This is a genomic window from Halodesulfovibrio marinisediminis DSM 17456 (assembly GCF_900129975.1).
Taxonomy (GTDB): domain Bacteria; phylum Desulfobacterota; class Desulfovibrionia; order Desulfovibrionales; family Desulfovibrionaceae; genus Halodesulfovibrio; species Halodesulfovibrio marinisediminis.
In genome coordinates this window covers 630,969-650,075 of the sequence record NZ_FSRG01000005.1, presented here as the reverse complement: position 1 = coordinate 650,075, position 19,107 = coordinate 630,969, and the positions used below count along the sequence as shown (strand labels likewise).

At 47.0% G+C, this 19,107-nt stretch carries 20 protein-coding genes; 19 read left to right on the top strand and 1 reads right to left on the bottom strand.

Annotated features, from left to right (window positions below; translation table 11 throughout):
* Positions 1-189 precede the first annotated feature (189 nt).
* The 4 genes from BUR09_RS10795 (at position 190) to BUR09_RS10780 (ending at position 4,720) form a co-directional block, all read left to right on the top strand.
* Positions 190-1,806 (top strand): 3-phosphoshikimate 1-carboxyvinyltransferase, encoded by a 1,617-nt coding sequence (locus BUR09_RS10795; protein WP_175566021.1) that lies wholly within the window; start codon positions 190-192, stop codon positions 1,804-1,806.
* Complete coding sequence (locus tag BUR09_RS10790) at positions 1,739-1,999, top strand: hypothetical protein (protein WP_139296817.1); 261 nt, start codon at positions 1,739-1,741, stop codon at positions 1,997-1,999. Before BUR09_RS10795 ends, BUR09_RS10790 begins: the two co-directional genes overlap by 68 nt.
* Before the next feature lie 282 nt (positions 2,000-2,281).
* Positions 2,282-3,472: a pyridoxal phosphate-dependent aminotransferase gene (locus tag BUR09_RS10785; protein WP_074216937.1), complete on the top strand. Its 1,191-nt coding sequence runs from the start codon at positions 2,282-2,284 to the stop codon at positions 3,470-3,472.
* A 174-nt stretch (positions 3,473-3,646) separates the two neighbouring features.
* Complete coding sequence (locus BUR09_RS10780) at positions 3,647-4,720, top strand: DUF6765 family protein (RefSeq protein ID WP_074216936.1); 1,074 nt, start codon at positions 3,647-3,649, stop codon at positions 4,718-4,720.
* 16 nt (positions 4,721-4,736) lie between these two features.
* Here BUR09_RS10780 and BUR09_RS10775 read toward each other — a convergent pair whose 3' ends face one another.
* Entirely contained in the window at positions 4,737-5,900 is a 1,164-nt protein-coding gene (locus BUR09_RS10775) for a hypothetical protein (RefSeq protein WP_074216935.1), read from the bottom strand.
* A gap of 366 nt (positions 5,901-6,266) precedes the next feature.
* On the opposite strand from BUR09_RS10775, the gene ffh reads away from it, so the two are divergent.
* The 15 genes from ffh (at position 6,267) to BUR09_RS10700 (ending at position 19,006) form a co-directional block, all read left to right on the top strand.
* The gene (gene ffh / locus BUR09_RS10770; RefSeq protein ID WP_074216934.1) at positions 6,267-7,814 is read left to right on the top strand and encodes a signal recognition particle protein; all 1,548 of its coding nucleotides are present in this window, start codon (positions 6,267-6,269) and stop codon (positions 7,812-7,814) included.
* 100 nt (positions 7,815-7,914) lie between these two features.
* Positions 7,915-8,151 (top strand): 30S ribosomal protein S16, encoded by a 237-nt coding sequence (gene rpsP / locus BUR09_RS10765; protein ID WP_066852338.1) that lies wholly within the window; start codon positions 7,915-7,917, stop codon positions 8,149-8,151.
* Positions 8,152-8,233: 82 nt separating this feature from the next.
* A complete protein-coding gene (locus BUR09_RS10760; protein ID WP_066852339.1) occupies positions 8,234-8,467 on the top strand; it encodes a KH domain-containing protein in 234 nt (77 codons plus the stop codon).
* A gap of 16 nt (positions 8,468-8,483) precedes the next feature.
* Positions 8,484-9,014, top strand: a complete 531-nt coding sequence (rimM, locus tag BUR09_RS10755) for a ribosome maturation factor RimM (RefSeq protein ID WP_074216933.1) — start codon at positions 8,484-8,486, stop codon at positions 9,012-9,014.
* 7 nt (positions 9,015-9,021) lie between these two features.
* Positions 9,022-10,299 (top strand): tRNA (guanosine(37)-N1)-methyltransferase TrmD, encoded by a 1,278-nt coding sequence (gene trmD / locus BUR09_RS10750; RefSeq protein WP_074216932.1) that lies wholly within the window; start codon positions 9,022-9,024, stop codon positions 10,297-10,299.
* Positions 10,300-10,357: 58 nt separating this feature from the next.
* Entirely contained in the window at positions 10,358-10,705 is a 348-nt protein-coding gene (gene rplS / locus BUR09_RS10745) for a 50S ribosomal protein L19 (RefSeq protein WP_074216931.1), read from the top strand.
* A 128-nt stretch (positions 10,706-10,833) separates the two neighbouring features.
* Positions 10,834-11,487, top strand: coding sequence for a ribonuclease HII (locus tag BUR09_RS10740; protein WP_139296815.1), 654 nt, complete (start codon positions 10,834-10,836; stop codon positions 11,485-11,487).
* A complete protein-coding gene (locus tag BUR09_RS10735; protein ID WP_074216930.1) occupies positions 11,481-11,885 on the top strand; it encodes a YraN family protein in 405 nt (134 codons plus the stop codon). The genes BUR09_RS10740 and BUR09_RS10735 overlap by 7 nt, the downstream gene beginning before the upstream one ends.
* Positions 11,827-12,657, top strand: coding sequence for a 16S rRNA (cytidine(1402)-2'-O)-methyltransferase (rsmI, locus tag BUR09_RS10730; RefSeq protein ID WP_074216929.1), 831 nt, complete (start codon positions 11,827-11,829; stop codon positions 12,655-12,657). The genes BUR09_RS10735 and rsmI overlap by 59 nt, the downstream gene beginning before the upstream one ends.
* A 30-nt stretch (positions 12,658-12,687) precedes the next feature.
* Complete coding sequence (locus tag BUR09_RS10725; RefSeq protein WP_074216928.1) at positions 12,688-13,446, top strand: PTS system mannose/fructose/sorbose family transporter subunit IID; 759 nt, start codon at positions 12,688-12,690, stop codon at positions 13,444-13,446.
* Between the two features lie 15 nt (positions 13,447-13,461).
* Positions 13,462-13,755, top strand: a complete 294-nt coding sequence (locus BUR09_RS10720; protein WP_074216927.1) for an HPr family phosphocarrier protein — start codon at positions 13,462-13,464, stop codon at positions 13,753-13,755.
* Positions 13,755-15,542 carry a phosphoenolpyruvate--protein phosphotransferase gene (ptsP, locus tag BUR09_RS10715; RefSeq protein WP_074216926.1) on the top strand — a complete coding sequence of 596 codons (1,788 nt, stop codon included), beginning with the start codon at positions 13,755-13,757 and terminating at the stop codon, positions 15,540-15,542. The genes BUR09_RS10720 and ptsP overlap by 1 nt, the downstream gene beginning before the upstream one ends.
* Positions 15,542-16,015, top strand: coding sequence for an SsrA-binding protein SmpB (gene smpB / locus BUR09_RS10710; RefSeq protein WP_074216925.1), 474 nt, complete (start codon positions 15,542-15,544; stop codon positions 16,013-16,015). Before ptsP ends, smpB begins: the two co-directional genes overlap by 1 nt.
* Positions 16,016-16,277: 262 nt before the next feature.
* On the top strand, positions 16,278-17,657 hold the full coding sequence (locus BUR09_RS10705) for an FAD-binding oxidoreductase (RefSeq protein WP_074216924.1): 1,380 nt from the start codon (positions 16,278-16,280) through the stop codon (positions 17,655-17,657).
* Positions 17,658-17,668: 11 nt separating this feature from the next.
* Complete coding sequence (locus tag BUR09_RS10700) at positions 17,669-19,006, top strand: (Fe-S)-binding protein (RefSeq protein ID WP_074216923.1); 1,338 nt, start codon at positions 17,669-17,671, stop codon at positions 19,004-19,006.
* Positions 19,007-19,107: the final 101 nt, after the last annotated feature.

The window sequence follows — 19,107 nt, the reverse complement described above, 5'->3', positions numbered from 1 at the left end:
TCTACCCACCCAAAAAACATTAAACAGCCATCCATTGTTCTATAAAACGCACCGACTCTATTTTTATGATACATTCCTTCGAACAGGACTTTTTGCAAGAAAGCCAGATTTCCACTTGCGACTCTAGCGGTTTCAGGCTAGGGGAACGCCACACCCACAAAGTAAGGCTACATTCCAATGAAAAAAAATATGACCCTAGTTGAAGAAATTTCCGAACTTGATCTTGAGCTTTTAAAACTGCTGGCTCGCCGATCAAAGCTTCTTAAGAAGACCCGCCGCCGTAAAAAAGAAGGTGCGGGTACTGATTCTATTTCAAATGAAAAGCGAATTCGTCTGGCATGGGAAGAAGCTGCTTCCAAATTCAGCCGAGACCCACGTCTTGCTCACCAGATGTTTACTTTGCTTCAGGATATTGATTTTATTTCCCGCGATGACGCAGAAGACCAGACCGGTTTCGGTCTTGCACCTAACACACAGCCTGTTAATGTAGACATTACAGGACCAGCTGCCCTGCTCCCGACTCAGATCTGGATTGCTCTTGCAGCTGCTAACGGCGTTGAGTGCAACCTGAACGGCATTTCTACCGCTCACCCTGTGTCTGACATCGTAAAAGCTTTCAACCAGGCTGGTGCACGTCTCAGCTGGAAAGGTAGCGACCTCTTCTGTAAGGAATCCAAGGCACTGGATTTTGCCGACAAAGTTATCTTTGCCGGTAACAGCGAGTTCAACGTATACCTTCTCGCACTTCAAGCTGCAGCCAACTACGGCACTCTCAAGCTGACTGGCGGTTCTACTCTTAAGGATGCAGACCTTTCTGCTTTCCGTAACTTCCTGCCACAGCTTGGCGCTCGCATCGCACATGTAGTGCCTCGTTCCAACGGCTTACCAGTACGCCTCGAATGCTCCGGTGCTATTCCGGAAACAGTAGTTCTTCCAGAAAGCCTTTCTGAAGAAGCTGTAGTCGCAACTCTGGTTGCAGCTACTACATGGGGCGTAAAAGTTACCCTCGACCTCTCTCAGAACGAAGCTGCAACTAACGCTCTTTCTGTTGTTGCACCTATCTTCGAATCTGCAGGTATCGAGCATGAGATTGAAGGTACCAGCCTTGTTATTCTTCCTGAAGAACCAGACTTCCCTGTGTACCCTGCAATCACTATGGACCCTACAATCTGCGCAAGCCTTCTTGCATACCCTGCCTTTGCGGGTGGTAAAGTTGTTCTGCGCGGCACATGGCCTAAAGACACCGCAGAGGGCGACGCTGTAGTATCCCTGCTCAAATCCGTAGGTCTCTCTGTTGCGGTCAAGCCGGACAGCATTATTGCTGCAAAACCGGAAAAAGGTCACTCTACCGACCCTGTTGACATGCAGAACCTGCCAGCATGCTACTTCCCGCTTGCTATGGCACTTACTTGCATTAAAGCTGCTGCCACCAAGAGCCCTGTTGAAATCCCTGCTGCACCAGCCGGCACTTCCCACGAAGTAATTGAGAGCTTTGCTGCACAGGCCAACATGCTTCTTGATGATAATAAAGTGCATCCAAATGCAGACATCCCTCATGCCAAACTCTGGACCAGCCCTGATGCTTTCTGGACTATGGCGCTTGGACAGCTTGCGTTTATCAACCGTCCGCTTCAGCTTTCCAACCCAGGTACTATCACCGATCTGATGCCTACATTCTGGATGTTCTACAACACACTTCCAGAACCAACCATGGTTCGTAAGCACAGGGAGGAGAAGAGTGGAGACAAGCCAAAAAGACGTAGAGTCTTTGCCGACAACAATTCCAGAGGTGGAAGCGCTGATTAAACAATACGATAGTGAACTTAAAGCTATCGAAGACGCATTCCGTGAATTAGTTGCATCAGAAGATCCCGCAAAAGGCATCTTCCATGCCAGCGAAATTCATGAGAACCGTCAAAAAAAGAACATTGCAGAAGTCAACAGACAGTTTGCAGTGAACAGACGGAACAGACTCCGCATGGAGGCTGAGCCATTTTAAAAGTAAAAAAACGCCGCACTACACAGTGCGGCGTTTTTTTATTCTCCGAAACTGGACAGTTGTCATAAGATTGCCTATCAATTTCAGTTACAATTTAGTAAAAAAATACCGACAAAACCTACTTCGTACCGCTTGCGAAGAGCTAAGCTTGTCAAATCTAATAAAATATAAAGACACGTCGCTCCAACACGGCATGCGACGCTCCAACCTTTAGAGCGACACAGCTGCTTAATATTTTTTGTCATCAATCTATAATTACGACGTATTCATACGAGGTATCTCATGCAACTTCTCTCCTCTCAAATTACCGGATTCATCGAGAACTCTTCATGGATCCGAAAAATGTTTGAATCCGGCATTGCTCTGAAGAAGCAATACGGTGCAGATGCAGTATGCGACTTCAGTCTCGGAAACCCTGACGTACCGGCTCCAGCAATGATCGAGGACATTCTCACAGACCTTGCCAAGGAAACAAACAAACCGTTTACCTTCGGCTATATGCCGAACGGCGGTTTCCCATGGGCACGTCAGATTATTGCTGACCTAGTCAAAAAAGAACAAGGCGTTGAAATTACAGCTGACGATGCTGTACTCACTTGCGGTGCAGCTGGCGCTATGAACGCATTCTTCCGCGCAGTTATGGAACCAGGCGATGAAGTTCTCGCCGTTGCTCCTTTCTTTGTGGAATACGGCTTCTACACATCCAACCATCAGGCCACATTCCGGACAGTTATGTCCAAACCGGACACCTTCGAGCTGGATGTTGATGCTATTGATGCTGCTATTACCCCAAAAACCCGCGCACTCATCATCAACTCCCCAAACAATCCTACTGGCGCGGTATACACCAAAGAAGAACTTACAGAGCTTGCAGCTGTGCTTGAGAAGCACACCAAAGCCAACGGTCGTCCTGTCTACCTGATTGCGGATGAGCCATACCGTTTCCTCGCCTTTGATGGTGTAGAAGTTCCAAGCATCCTCCCTCTGTACGACTACGCAGTAGTCATGTCTTCCTTCTCCAAAAATCTTTCCATGGCAGGAGAACGGGTTGGCTACATAGCCCTAAGTCCACGTATGAAAGATCGTGGCCAGCTTATTAACGGTCTCATGCTCACAAACCGAATCCTCGGCTTTGTAAACCCGCCAGTAGTTGGCCAGCACATGCTTAAAGCAGCGCTCGACGCACAGGTTGATCCTTCCATCTACGAAAGACGCCGTGATGCCATGGCAAAAGTTCTTTCTAATGCAGGGTACGATTTCCATCTTCCAAAAGGTGCATTCTACTTCTTCCCTAAAGCGCCAGGCGGAGATGACGTAACGTTCTGCAACCGCTTGATGGAGGAAAAAATCCTCGCAGTTCCTGGCACGGGCTTCGGTGGTCCGGGCTACTTCCGCCTCACATTCTGTGTAGAGGAAGAGGTAATCAACCGCTCAGCAGAAGGCTTTAAACGCGCAATTGAAAGCTTAGCCTAATAAAGTTACAAGAAATAAGGGTGTGGAACATTACCTCCACACCCTTTTTTTTCGTCCCTAAAAAGGCACCTTGAAAGTATTAAATAACTGATTTTGTAAAACAATAATAATATGTTCTTTTAAACTTCAACGATTTTTAGCTGGCAGCAATCAAACTCAGGGGGGCAACACATCATGCAAATTGATATGCATTATTACGGGACATATACCTTGGCACGAATTGCGGGACTAGATCAGGAAACGGCAGAACTCATAGCCAATTCCTCCCAGTTTGTTGATGACAACACTACTTCAACGACTATTCAATTTGCGGACGGTGGACAGATGACTGCCGTTGCCACGGGACATCATTTCGAACAGACAGAAAATATCTCTTCAAGTGCCCAACGGAGTATTTGGATTCCTTTCCACTTTCTCCCCGCAGCTTCTGGAGACACATTCACTGAACGGCTCATCTGCCGGAAGAACAGCACTACCGCCACAGAGATGGTCGACAATCACCTGCACCTATCTCACAAACCGTTTGCTCCCCAGCTGATGGGAATAGCTGCCCATGTGCTTGCAGACACCTTCTCACACTACAATTTTTGCGGCGCAAGCTCCCGAAAAAACACGATTGCTCAAGACTCTATCACAGTAATGGAACCTCTCAATGAAGATTCCGCTCTTGCTGAAGAACGGATGCGATTTTTTGAAAGATTCGAATACGTTCATCCAAACATCAGAATCTTATCAGAAAAGGAGCTCATGGGGACACTTGGACACGGCGCAGTAGCTTCATATCCAGATCTGCCTTACCTCGCTTGGTCATACAAAACAGAAGAAAATCCGAATCGAACCATACGCCGTTATAACACTGACGATTTCATGGAAGCAGCAGAAGCACTCTATGCCTTATTTGTGCAATTTGCGAACCAACGCCCTGACCTTGCTGAAACTTCACCAGTACCGTTCGATACTATACAAGACTCACTTGCAATCATCTTTGCGAGTCCCGGCAACAAGCATCAACGTTCGGGGTTTTGGCAATTTGCCATGGCTCAGGGAGTTTTTTTAGAAGGACGTCAGGAAGAAATCCCCCCTTACAAAGGGCAGATGTGGAAAAACAGCTGCGAAGAACTGGCAAGCTGTTCTGATTGCGCTCTAATTACAGAGATGGATATTTATAAATTTTATCAAGCAGCAGCGATACACAGAACCTATATACTTCAAGAGTTACTGCCCACGCACGACATCAGTGTTTACTAACACCCAGCTATTAAAATTAAGTGACCTTATGCATAGCAGCCGATAAAAACTCCATATAGTCTTCATGGGTCAATCCGACAAAGGCTACTGTACACTCTTCACCTTTATCGCGATCGACAGAGAAACCAAGTATCGCCTCCCCCTCCTTGCCAACGCAATCGGTAGGAGCGTTATCCCACAATGTCTCTACAGTTTCTGCACCCAAGAGAGACTTAATGCTCAAAGTGTCACGCCCAAGCTCAAATTTAGTTACCAAAATAATATCTTCCGGATGAAACTTAGCAAGATCAAGAACAAGGTCTTCATCTCCTCTTCCGGCGTCAAGCCTTAGAACGACGTTCTTTCCATATTCATCTGCTAATGCAATGGCTTGCCCCTTAGGGGGAAAAATATGCACAGGCCTATCACCACCTCCTGAAGTATGGCCGGTGAACCTATCTCCAGTCGGCTCCAACACTACAGGAACACCTATTTCTATCGGTTCACCATCATAAAAATATATCGAAGCATCATTGTCGGTAGTCAGGACCTCTCCACTAAGCACTTCTTCTACTATATCCATACGCAGTACGACTTCAGGGTGCTGTACACTCTCAAAATCTGATTCAGAAGACACTTCAACAAAAAAATTATCTGTCGGCTGAGAAAACAAATCCGACAAAGAAAAAGGTGAGGAATCAGAATCTGGATGATAATGATTTTGGGGCACAAGACTAAGCGTTGGGGATTCACTATCTATCTCTCCATCACTAACAGAGAGGAATGAAGAATGCCGACTCAAGCTGCTGACAACTTGTTCCGCAAAAAAAACGAAAGGACCAGATTGCGCTGCAACATTTAGTGCAAATGAGGAATCGTCCATAATACATTCTGGAGAGTCCCATGTTGCTTCTAGAGTAAAAAATGTCGGCGGGTCTTCTTCAGAAGGAAACGCTCCCAACAGATGTTCACTTTGGGGTAAAAGAAACGAATAATCGCCAGCAACGCTCAGAGAATCATCTGAATTATTTCCGATAAAAAGCAAAGATGACTGCTCATCATCTTCATGCCCTTCTTCAGAAGCTAAATTAATCTGCTGGCTGTCTTCACCACTGGCTGCAGATGTTGTCTGTCCATCTTCACTCTCTGACTTTTGCAATAAAAAACGATGAATAAGAGAGGCAATACGAAATGTAGACATATTTCAATAAGAATCCTTTCGCTCAATTAAAATGAATCTACGAATTCAAACTATATTTATTCTCCATGCTATTTATTTGATATTATAACATGTTGAACAAGACTAAAGGATCGATTGAGCATCAGGTTATAAATTATGCTTACAACATCAAAACTCTCATTTTAATAACCGACAAAAACAATACACTATTTATCTTTGCTAACCGGCAGCACATATCTATCCTGAAATGCCCACTTTCCTTTCATTATGAAATGCAGTACACCTCGCTTGCCGGTTGAGGTGCTTAGTCATCTGCTATTCTAAACTTGACTTATTTCGTAATCTCACTTAACGAACCATCTCTTATGTCTATCTTGCGGAGTGCTGATGTTTGAGACCTTATCTGACAGATTAAACGGTGTATTTGAAAAGTTCAGTGGTCAAAAGACCTTGAACGAAGAAAATGTACAGGCTGGCCTGAGAGAAGTGCGCCTTGCGCTGCTCGAAGCAGACGTTAACTTTAAAGTTGTTAAAGAATTTATCGCACGTGTTGGCGAAAAATGTCTTGGCCAGGATGTACTGAAAGGTGTCGACCCTGCACAGCAGGTAATCAAGATAGTACACGACGAGCTTGTAGACCTGCTTGGTGGTGACACCACTGAGCTGGATCTCGCTGGTGCAAAACCGGCAGTCGTTATGATGGTCGGCTTGCAGGGTTCCGGTAAAACTACCTCTTCTGCAAAGCTCGCCAACCTGTTGCGCAAGCAAAACAAAAAGCCGTTCCTTGTTCCGGCTGACGTTTACCGCCCTGCTGCGATTGACCAGTTACACACACTGGCAAAACAGCTGGGTATTCCTGCGTATCAGTCCACTCCGGACATGAATCCGGTAGACATCGCATCCGCCGCTCTTGATGAAGCAAAAGAGCAAGGGTACGATGTAGTATTGATCGATACCGCTGGTCGTCTTCATATTGACGAGCAGTTGATGGAAGAACTTGCTACGATCAAAGGCAACGTTTCTCCACAGGAGATCTTGTTCGTTGCGGACGCAATGACCGGTCAGGATGCCGTAACCGTTGCAGAATCCTTTAACGAACAGCTTGAAATTTCTGGTGTAGTACTCACCAAAATGGATGGTGACGCACGTGGTGGTGCTGCGCTTTCCATTAAATCCGTTACTGGCAAGTCCGTTAAATTTGTCGGTATGGGTGAAAAACTTTCTGAGATGGAAATTTTCCATCCGGACCGTATTGCAGGTCGTATCCTTGGAATGGGCGACGTGCTTACGCTCGTTGAAAAAGCGCAAGCTGAAGTAAGCGAAAAAGAAGCCGAAGAAATGGCTCGTAAGATGCAGAAAGCGGAATTCGACTTCGAAGATTTCCGTACCCAAATGCGCCGCATGAAAAAAATCGGTTCACTGGACAGCATCTTGAAAATGATTCCGGGCATGGGCGCGCTCAAAAACAAATTGGGCGATCTTAATGTGCCGGATAGCGAACTGAATCGCGTTGAGGCTATTATCAACTCAATGACGAATCAGGAGCGTCGTAATCCACAGCTCATCAACCAGAGTCGTAAAGAGCGTATTGCTAAAGGTTGTGGTCTTAAACTCAAAGACGTTAACGACCTTATCAAAAGTTTTACGCAAATGCGTCAGATGATGAAACAGATGATGGGCGGCGGCAAGGGCAAAAAAGGCAAATTCCCTAAACTTCCTGGCATGGGCGGTTTAGGTGGCGGCGAACTGCCTGATATGAATGCTCTTGGCGGCATGGGTGGCTTACCTGGTATGGGCGGTCTCCCGGGCATGGGCGGCTTACCTGGTATGGGCATGGATGATTCCTCCGGCCCAACAAAAAAAGAACTCCAGAAAAAGCGCGACGCACGCAAAAAAGAAAAGAAAAAGAAAAAACAGGGTCGTAAGAAAAAATAATTACGCTCCTGAATAAAGAAATACGCTGACTCAACAATGTCAGTATTGCTTTCTTAAAAAAAAACCATATGATTACAAAATATAATGGGAGAACAACAATATGGCCGTTAAGTTGAGACTGACCCGTATGGGCAACAAGAAGCGTGCATTTTACCGCGTTGTGGCAGCTAACAACCTGAGCCGTCGCGACGGACGTCCTCTTGAATACCTCGGTTACTACAACCCTATGGTTGAACCAGCTGAAATCAAGCTCGACATGGAAAAGATCGAGAAATGGCTTGCAGAAGGCGCTGAGCCTACTCCAACCGTTCGTGGTCTTATCAAAAAAGCTAAGTAGCTTTTTCTATTGACAGCTTTCTCTCAGCAGGTCATCGATAGTTAATATTGATATCATGCTGAACAACGAGTGGAGGTGAGTCGTGTTGAAAGATCTAGTTGAGTACATCGCTAAGTCACTGGTGGACAACCCTGACGAAGTTATCGTTACCGAAGTTGAAGGTGAACAGACATCTGTTCTGGAACTCAAGGTTGCAAAAGAAGACCTTGGCAAGGTAATCGGCAAACAGGGACGCACTGCTCGCGCAATGCGCACCATCCTCGGCGCCGCCTCCACAAAAGCCAAGAAACGTTCCGTTCTGGAAATTCTTGAATAGAACGTCCTAAGGGCACATGACTGAAACTCATTTCATTGAAATTGGATTGATAGTCAAGCCACACGGATTGCGGGGGGAAGTCTGCGTTAATTACTTCGCAGACTCCCCTTTTCTGTTGAAAGGCTCAGTCTGGCTTCAAAAAGGCAAAAGTAAACCTGTTGAACACAAGGTTATCTCTTCCCGCCCTCACAAGGGGCAGGAATTACTTACGCTTGAAAGTTGCCGCGACCGAAACTGTGCAGAAGAATTACGCAATGTGAAGGTTTTGGTTCCCGATGCTGATTTGCCGGAACTCACTGAAGAAGAAGTGTACCTCCACCAGCTTGAAGGAATGAATGTAGTGCTTGAAGACGGCACACTTGTTGGCCGCATCACAGCATTCCAATTCAACCTCGGTGCAGAAGTCTGGGTTATTACAACTGAAGACAAGAAAGAAGTACTCTTCCCTGCTACAGAAGAATTTGTCAGCAACATCGACATTGAAAATGAAACTGTTACCATAGCGCCGCCTCCCGGCTTACTGGAACTGTACTTAAGCGAGAAGTAGCGCCATTATGCAGTTTAACATTGTTAGCCTCTTTCCAGAGTTTTTTGACTCTGCGCTTACATGTGGGCTTATGAAAAAAGCGTCGGACTCCGGTCTTGTCGCTTTTGATTTTCACAACCCGCGTGCATTTGCAACGGACAGACATCAAACCGTCGACGACCGCCCTTATGGTGGCGGCCCTGGTATGGTCATGATGCTTGATCCGCTTGTACAAACACTGCGCAATATCAAAAAGCCAGGGCGCATCCTCATGATGGCGCCTAAAGGAAAGCCTTTTACCCAGTCCATGGCTAAAGAGCTTTCCAAGAAAGAAGATATCACTATTATTTGCGGACGGTACGAAGGCTTTGATGCACGCTTAGAAGAGCTTTTCGACATTGAACCAGTTTCCATCGGAGACTACGTTCTTAATGGTGGAGAAACAGCCGCTCTTTCAATAATCGAAGCCACTGCCCGTCTTGTTCCGGGTTACATGGGACATGAAGATTCCGGCGAAGAGGAAAGCTTTTCCTCTGGACTGCTCGAGTACCCCCACTATACTCGCCCTGTCGAGTATGAGGGGTTAACCGTACCGGAAGTTTTACGTTCAGGTGATCATAAGCGCATTGCAGAGTGGCGTAAGGAACAAGCCTTAAAACTAACCCTGCATGAAAGACCCGACATTCTTCATAACGCCCCACTCGACGCTAATGACTTGGAAATTTTGAAGAATGAAGACAGAGAACGCATCGGACGAAATCTTTATTGCGCATTGGTACACTATCCAGTTGTCAATAAAGAAAATAAATCTGTTGCAGTTTCTTTGACAAACCTCGATATTCACGATATAGCCCGCTGTTCATGCACCTATGGTCTCGGTGGGTACTATATTTCAACGCCTATTGAAGACCAACAGCAGATGCTTGCAGATATTCTCAAGCACTGGGTTACAGGCGCGGGAACAACAGCTAACCCTGACAGAGGGGAAGCCCTGCAAATTATCAAGGGTGTCCGCTATGTCGAGGAAGCGATAGAGGATATTATAGAGCGTACCGGCCAACGCCCTCTACTGGTTGCGACGAGTGCCAGAGGGGCTGGCGACATGCATTACGAACAACTTCGTGACGTAATGGTGGACCGACCGATACTGCTCCTTTTTGGTACAGCTCACGGTCTTGCGCCGCAGGTTCTGGATATGTGTGACAGAACTCTGCGTCCTGTAAGATACTTGGATGGTTATAATCACTTATCCGTAAGAACCGCAGCTGCTATCATAATTGACCGGATATTAGGTGATGCCTTATAGGCTAAACCGTATCGTAATTTTTTAACGCAGCCTCGTGCTGCGAAGAAAGGCTTTTAACATGACTATTATTGAAAAAATCGAACGCGAACAGCTTCGCATGGATATCCCTGAGTTTAATGCTGGTGACACTGTAAAAGTTCACATGCGTATTATCGAAGGCGAAAAAGAACGTATCCAGGTATTCCAGGGTGCAGTAATTCGCATCAGCAAAGGTACCACCAACGCAACTTTCACCGTACGTAAAATTTCTGACGGTGTTGGCGTTGAGCGTGTATTCCCTATGCACTCCCCTTCCATCGAGCGTGTTGAACTCGTTCAGGAAGGCCGCGTACGTCGTAGCCGCCTTTACTACCTCCGTAACCTCAAAGGTAAAGCTGCTCGTATCAAGCCGAAAAACCGCTGGTAGTCTCAGGACTTCATCGATTTGGTTACAAAGGGAGTTGGCAATGCCAGCTCCCTTTTTTGCGGTCAACAAACGCTATATTCTCTGTCCAACACATGCTACCCTGTATACTGTAATATAACGGTACGATTATGAACCAGAATACGCTTACGCTTTTCACGGCTTCGTCTGAAGAAGCAAATTGGGCAACCCCCTTCGCCGGTATTGACGAAGCAGGTCGAGGCTGTCTTGCGGGTCCTGTAGTAGCAGGAGCCTGTATTCTTGATCCGTCCAATCCTATCGAAGGTCTTACGGACTCTAAAAAGCTTACCGAAAAACGTAGACAGGCTCTGTATCCCCAAATTAAAGAAAAAGCTCTTGCATGGGGAATCGGCGTAGCTTGGCCACAGGAAATTGATCGTATTAATATTTTGCAGTCCACCTTTCATGCAATGCATAGGGCAGTACAATGCCTAAAAGTTACTCCTGTCCTGCTGGCTATTGACGGCAACGCCACAATCCCGAAAGAAATTGTAGGCAACATCGACCAGCAATGCATTGTAAAGGGAGACTTAAAAATTCAGGCTATTTCTGCAGCATCAATTCTTGCAAAGACCTTCCGTGACGACCTTATGGTCAAACTCGACAAACGATACAGTGGATATGGCTTTGCAGGACACAAAGGCTATGGCACAAAAGCACATATTGAAGCCATTGCCGCAAATGGCCCATGCAGAATGCACAGGCTCACGTTTGCAAAGGTAAAGCCTGAACCACCAAAGCAGGAACAAAACTCGCTATGGTAGCACACCACCTTACAACAGGCACAGCTGGTGAAGACGCCGCAACTGAACACCTCGTTGCACACGGCTACTCCATTATATCCCGCAACTGGCGCGCAAAGCAGCTTGAACTGGATATTGTCTGCACAAAAGGTGACGTTGTTATTTTTGCTGAAGTAAAAACTCGCTCCTGCTCCGGCATGGGCACGGCACTCACAGCCTTGACCACGCCCAAAATAAAAAAGCTATGCAAAGCTGCACAGCTATATATTTCACAGAACAATCTTTGGGATACCCCCTGCCGATTTGATCTCCTCGCTGTGACCAAAACCGGCACCGAGTATCAGGTGGAGCACATACAAGATGCCTTCGAACTCTCCCTGCTTATGGGTGGTGGCAACACCACTTGGCAACCATGGTGACCTTTCTCCTAGAGCACGCGAAGTGCTTGAAGCAGTTGATATAGTTCTTGCGGAAGACACCCGCCGTACTGGCCTACTTTTAAAATCTACAGGTGTTACCGTCAAAAAATTGGTAAGCTTTCACGACCATAATGAGGAAGCGAAAGCCCCCGGTATTATTGCTGCGATGAAAGAAGGTCAGGTCTTTGCTGTTGTTTCTGACGCAGGCATGCCGCTTTTTTCTGATCCCGGCTACCGTCTTGTTAAACTTGCCCGAGAACAGAGCATTAGGGTTTCCGTTGTTCCCGGCCCAAGTGCCCCGCTTACTGCACTTGCAGGTAGCGGAATCGCCCCTCAGCCATTCACTTTCATCGGTTTTCCCCCTCGCAAAACCAGTGACCAGAAAAAACTTTTTGAAGAATTTTCTGCTCTGCGCTCCACGCTTGTGTTCTTTGAACGCAAAAACCGTTTAGCAGCAACGCTTAAAACCGCTTTTGAAATCCTTGGTCCTCGGGAACTCTGTGTTGCTCGAGAATTGACCAAGCTCCACGAGGAGTTTATCTTAGGTCGGCTGGAAAACTACGATGAAATACCAGAAGATTTATTAGGCGAAATAACAGTTGTTATCGGTCCTCCAGAATCCAGCGGTAAAACAAGCGAAGCAGAACTGCGAAAACTTATTGCTGAAGAGACTGAGCTTGGCGGCAAGCCGAAAGAGATTGCCCGCCGTGTAAAGGAAGAAGCTTCTGGCTGGACAGTAAAAGCCGTGTATCAGTTCATGCAGGACAATTAATCCCAACCTGTTGTACGCTCAGGATTACTCATGCTTACTGCCCGCACTCTTATAACCTGTTTTCTCCGTACTTACCTTGTAGGTACAGGATTCAACACTCGCGGCCTGCAAAACACAGGCTTAGTGTTTACTATGGAACCGGGACTGCGGGAACTTTACAAAGATCCAGAGGAACTGCGTAAAGCCAGAAGCCGTTATCTGGAGTTGTACAATACACACCCCTTCTGGACACCTCTTTTAGTAGGCGTGTTTCTTTCCATTGAGTCACATATAGCACGCGGCAACCTGCCGGAAAAAATGCTCAGCTCAGTTAAGGAAACAACAACCTACACTCTGTCAGCAATCGGTGACTCCTTTTTTGGAGGCAGCTTGCTTTCCATGTGGGCACTATCCACAGTCTGCATGCTTGTTGCAGGATTTGATTATCTAGCCCTGACATGGACGCTGCTACTTTTTGCAGCCTTGCAGGTCTTCAAATTCTTCACTTTTGTTTTCGGAATCAGAGACGGACTGAAAATGATTACCCGCCTTAAAAACTGGGATCTTATCAACTGGGGCGAGCATATTAAGATCGCGAACTCCTTTATCCTCGTTTTTATGCTCTATCTTTTCTGGCCGGGAACCCACAGCATTCCTGAGTGGACGCTTATTGCAGGAGCTCTACTAAGCGCAAGTTTTGTTGTGGGAAGACTTCATTTATCACGCGTATTACTGGTATATCTTTTACTCTTTCTCATGTTTTTTATATTACCGTGGATTAGCAAAGTTATTCCACTTTCCCCCATTTAGAGGATTTAACAACCAATGGAATCTACAGGTGAAAATAACAGCTTAGAACTAATTGTTTGCGTAAAAAATGAGCTAGGCCTACACGCACGTCCGGCTGGCAAAGTGGCTCAACTTGCACAATCATTTCAAGCTGACATTGCTCTTTGTTTGGCAGATCAAAGAGCAGACGCTAAGTCCATTCTGGACATCCTTTCCCTTGCAGCACCGCAAGGTACAGAAATTTGCATCAAAGCTTCCGGCTCCGATGCCAGTGAAGCCCTTGAACAGATCAGTCAACTTTTTCGTGACAAGTTCGAAGGGGAAAAATAGTGGCTCGTAAAATTCTTCGCGGCATTCCTGTTTCTGCAGGTATATCTATCGGCAAGGCATACTTTGTTAACCGTCAGAGAGAACGCCGCATTCCGCGCGAAACCATTCCACACCATCTGGTGGCCGTTGAAACCCAGCGCCTTCACAATGCTGTTGAAGAGGTACGTAAAGGTTTCATGGATGCGCGCGCACGTGTTCCTGAAGAATTAAAGGAACACGGAGCCATTATCGACTCCCATTTGATGATTTGTCAGGACCCGAAACTCATCAAGTCTGCAGCAAAAAACATTGCTGAACGTGCCATCACTGCTGAATGGGCGCTGGAACGCTCCATCAACACCATCGCAAAGGCGTTCAGTGCCATTGATGACCCATACATTCGCGAGCGCATGCAGGACGTACGCGTTGTTGGTGATAAGATTATGCAGGCGCTCATAGGCACCCCGAAGCCAGCAGATTTACCGGCAGGTCGCCGCGTGCTCATGGCGCATGATCTCACACCGGCAGATACCATTGAGCTTGAAATCAGCAGAATTATGTCATTTGCCACTGCAGAAGGTGGCAAAACATCTCATACAGGAATTCTTGCCCGCTCACTGCAAATCCCTGCCATTGTAGGCGTTGGAGACCTTGAGGAATCTATCAGGGATGGAGACCTTGTCATCATCGACGCTCTCAAGGGACTTATCTTCATTGACCCAAGTGAAGAAGAACTTGCCCACTACGGTGACAGGAAATACCAATTTGAAGATTACCAGAAAGCCATTGTAAAACAATGCCATCTTCCGGCTGAAACGGTTGATGGATACCGTCTTGAAGTATGCGCCAATATCGAACTTTCTGAAGAACTGGTGCAGGTAAAAGACAATGGCGGTGAAGGAGTAGGGCTCTACCGTACCGAGTATGCGTTCTTTAACAAGAACAACATGCCGGACGAAGAAACGCTGTATGAAGAATACGCAACACTGGCAGAACAACTTTCACCGGGCAAAGTGATTCTGCGTACGCTGGACGTAGGCGCAGACAAGCTTCTTGAGGAACAGGCAAAGCTTGAAGAAGCCAACCCTGCTCTAGGCTTACGCGGCATCCGATTCTGTCTGCGATATCAGGAAATGTTCCGCATGCAACTGCGAGCCATGCTGCGCGCATCCGTGCATGGCAACGTATCCATCATGTTCCCTATGATCAGTGGCTTAAAAGAGTTGCGTCAGGCACGTTTTGTACTTAACTCTGTTAAAAGCGAACTTGATGCCGAAGGCATTGCCTACAATCCGGATATTCCAGTAGGCATTATGATCGAACTGCCTAGTGCAGTAATGATTGCAGACACCCTAGCCCGTGAAGTAGATTTCTTCTCCATCGGCACAAACGACCTTATTCAATATTCACTGGGTATCGATAGAACAAACAAACATGTTTCCTATCTGTACCAGCCGCTGCATCCGGCCATTGTACGGTCTATTAAATACGTCATTGATGCCGCACATAAAGAAGGCATCGAGGCGTCCGTATGTGGTGAAGTAGCATCAGACCCTTATTGTGTCCCAATTTTGATGGGGATGAGGGTTGACGGAATTTCCATTGCGCCGCAAGCTATTCCGGGAATTAAACGCATAATCCGCCAGATTGATATGGAAGAGTGCATTAATCTGTTAGGTGACGTGCTTACACACGCTACCGTATCCAGAATTAATACCAAAGTTCGCAAGCGTATCTTCAAACGCTTCCCAGAAGAACTTTCATTCTTCGCATCACTCATTGAGCAGGATGATATAACGGAACCGTAATGAGCAAAAAGAAAAAAAAGAAAAGTGGCGGCAGCTCTATTGCCGTCAATAAAAAAGCACGCCGTTACTACGAAGTGCTTGATACACAAGAAGCAGGCATTGTGCTGCAGGGTACTGAAGTAAAATCACTGCGCGCTGGGCAAGTGGCCTTTAAAGACAGCTACATCAACTACAAAGACGGTGAAGCATGGCTTGTAGGCTTGCACATTGCTCCGTACGAAAATGCCGGCTACTCAAAGCACGATCCAGATGGCGACCGTAAACTTCTGCTTCACCGTCGTGAAATCGAAATGTGGATGAGCAAGGTGGAACAAAAGGGCCTTACTGTTGTGCCATTGAAACTTTATTTCAAAGGCTCCCGCATTAAGCTGGAAATCGGTCTGTGCCGTGGTAAAAAGCTGCACGACCAACGTGAAACTATTAAGCAGCGCGATGCTGCCCGCGATCTTGCGCGCCAAATGATGGGCCAATAATTCTATCTTTTCTATGCCGGAAACAACGCACTCGTGCGTTCTTTCCGGCATATTCTATTGTAGAATGCATAGCCTTCAACAGCGTTTTGCCAACAGGATACCTACGCTGGTAGAGAACCAATTTGTTATAGCAACTTACACTCTCTAAAAGCCAGTTTTGAAAAAGGTCTCCCTAAATTCTCCAACAACTTTATTTGCGAGCAAAACTTGTTTAATGAATACGCCTAATGGAATATTCTCCAAACAAGTTCAGGATAAATGTATGTCGCTGCTTTCTCTTCCACATCGTAGATTTTTACAGGATCTTTTCCCAAAAACAGACTGCCTGCTGACACCGGAAGAAATGGTTGTATTCGAAGCGGATGCAAGCCGTCTTGAAGGCACTCCCCTTGCCGTTGTGCGCCCTGAAACAGAAGAGCAAATTATCGAGCTTATGCGCTGGGCACATAAGGAACGCATTCCATTGTACCCACGCGCCCGTGCAACAAACGTTGTAGGTCTGTGCGTGCCACAAAAGCCGGGGATTGTTGTTTCAACGCTGAAGATGAATTCCATCCTAGAAGTAGACTCAGACGACTTTATAGCGCGGGTTCAGCCGGGGGTCATTACTGGCGACCTGCAAAAACGAGTTGAGCAGGAGAAGCTGTTCTACCCACCTGACCCTGCGAGTTTAGGAATATCTACAATCGGCGGTAACGTTGCCACTTGTGCAGGTGGTATGCGTGCGCTTAAATACGGTGTTACCCGTGAGTGGGTATTAGGCTGCAAAGCTGTTCTGCCGGGTGGCAAAACCATCACCTGTGGCGGGCGTAACCACAAGAACGTTGTAGGACTCGACCTGCTTCGTCTGCTGACCGGCAGTGAAGGCACCCTTGCCTTCATGACAGAAATTACGCTGAAGCTTATTCCAAAGCCAGAATCCACGGCATCGATCCTTGCTGGATTCGCTAACCTTGAAGAAGCGTTGCATGCCATCAAAGTTATGTTTAAGGCCGGCATGCTTCCAGCAGCTCTCGAGTTTATGGGACCTGAAGTCCTGACAGCATTGCAGGATGCCGGAGCTGTTCCGTGGCCTTCCACCGTTACCGCGTCCTTACTTCTCCGCTTCGACGGATCACATCAAGGTTTGGAAGCAGACTTGGAAAAAGCAGGGGCTATATTCAAAGCGTGTAACGTCCTCTGGTCTACCACAGGCATTGGAAAAGAAGAGGAAGAACCACTTTGGGATGTTCGACGTTCCATTAACCCTGCGTCCTTCAAGGTAGCACCAGATAAATATTCTGACGACGTCACTGTCCCACGCGGTAAACTTCTGGAAGCTGTGACAGGCATCCGTCAGATTGCCAATAAACACAGCCTTACAATTCTGACTTTTGGTCATGTGGGCGACGGCAATATTCACGTCAATATCATGCACGATGCTTCAGACCATGACGAGTTGGCCCGAGCAAAAAGAGCTAAAAAAGAAATTTCGAACTTTATTCTCTCCTTACGAGGAACTCTTTCCGGCGAGCACGGCGTTGGGTTAGTAAAAGCGCCATATGTTCACCTGCAGCTCAGTGAAACTGAGCGCTCTCTTATGAAACAGATCAAGCACATTTTTGATCCACATTCCATCATGAACCCGGGCAAAGCGTTTTAGGGGACAGGACAATGACACACGAGAATACTAAAAATACCCATCCTGAAGCCAACGCCCCTGCCCAAAAAGAGCGTGAAGCAAAATGCATCCTCTGCGGAAAATGTGCTTCTGTATGCCCTGTGTTCCTTACTACACAGCGAGAAGAGCTTACACCAAAAGCCAAGCAACGCACCATTGTCGCTCTAAAAGAGAACAAGCAGAAGCTTAATCTCACAGATTGCAACAAGCTTGCAGAAATGTGCCTATCCTGCGGAAAATGTGCTCAAACCTGCCCGCAAGGGCTCAACTTCCCTCGCCAGCTTGCGAACATGCGCGCCGCTCACTCCGGATGGCGCCAGTGGGTCTGGAAGCGTTGGGTAAATCAAGGCAACGTGCTCTGGCCTATGCTTTCCACCCTGAGTAAAGCTGCTCCGGACTCCAAAGGCAAAAACGAGGCCACCCGCTTCGTTCAGTCTATTCAGGCAATGCAGTCTCCAAAAGATATTCCTGAGTACGTTACTGTTGCCCGATACGACAAAGAACTTGCCAAAGAACAGCGTGTACTCCTGTTCTCTGGCTGCACCGCTAGTCGTGTACAAAAGAACTGGAAACGCAAAAGTGAATCCATTCTGAAAAATCTTGGCTACCAGCTTCTTCAAACAAAAGGCCTTACCTGCTGCGGTCTCACACTCGACCACGCCGGTATTCCGGATGCAGCGCACAAAAGCCGTATGCAGAACCTTCGAGCATGGCGTGTAGCAGAACGTCCTCTCATCGTAACCTTCTGCGCAACCTGCTATCTTGGACTTGCTGAATATGCCAACGATGACTCATTGGACTGGGCTGAAGGCGAAAAAGAAGCATGGAAAAAAGCACTACGTCCTCTTTCCACGTTATGGGGTGATTCTCTATTTACTGTTGATGCCCCTGCCCATCTTCTCATCAGATACCACCAACCATGTCATTGGCATGGCAAAGATGCAGACTATGCATGGCTGAAAGAAGTTCTCTACGAGGAAATCAGTGCGCCAGATACTGCATCATGCTGTGGTATGGGCGGCATTGCCCAGCTTGGCAACCGCAAACTTACCCGTACCGTTGCCAACCGTTGCTGGGAAAACTTATTGCAGAAGCCACCTAAAAAGGAAGACTACATTCCGTGCTACAGCAAGCCAGTGGGCACCTGCCTGTGTGACCTCTACGACAATGACGAAGAGGAAGAAGGGCAGGACTTGTGCGGCGGAGTTGAATGCTCCTATCTTGTTATTACCGGTTGCAGTGGTTGTACTCTTCAGCTTCGTGGCACAGCACCAGTACGCAACGGCGAAAAAATAAAGGTTGGACACTGGCTCGATATTATCGAACCATAATCGTTTCAAGATGTCCTAATTGGGCAAAACACAGGCTGTGCCCCTTGCCAATCCTCATTGCGTTATTAATTGAATTCCAGTACCAATGGTTGGATTGTCCT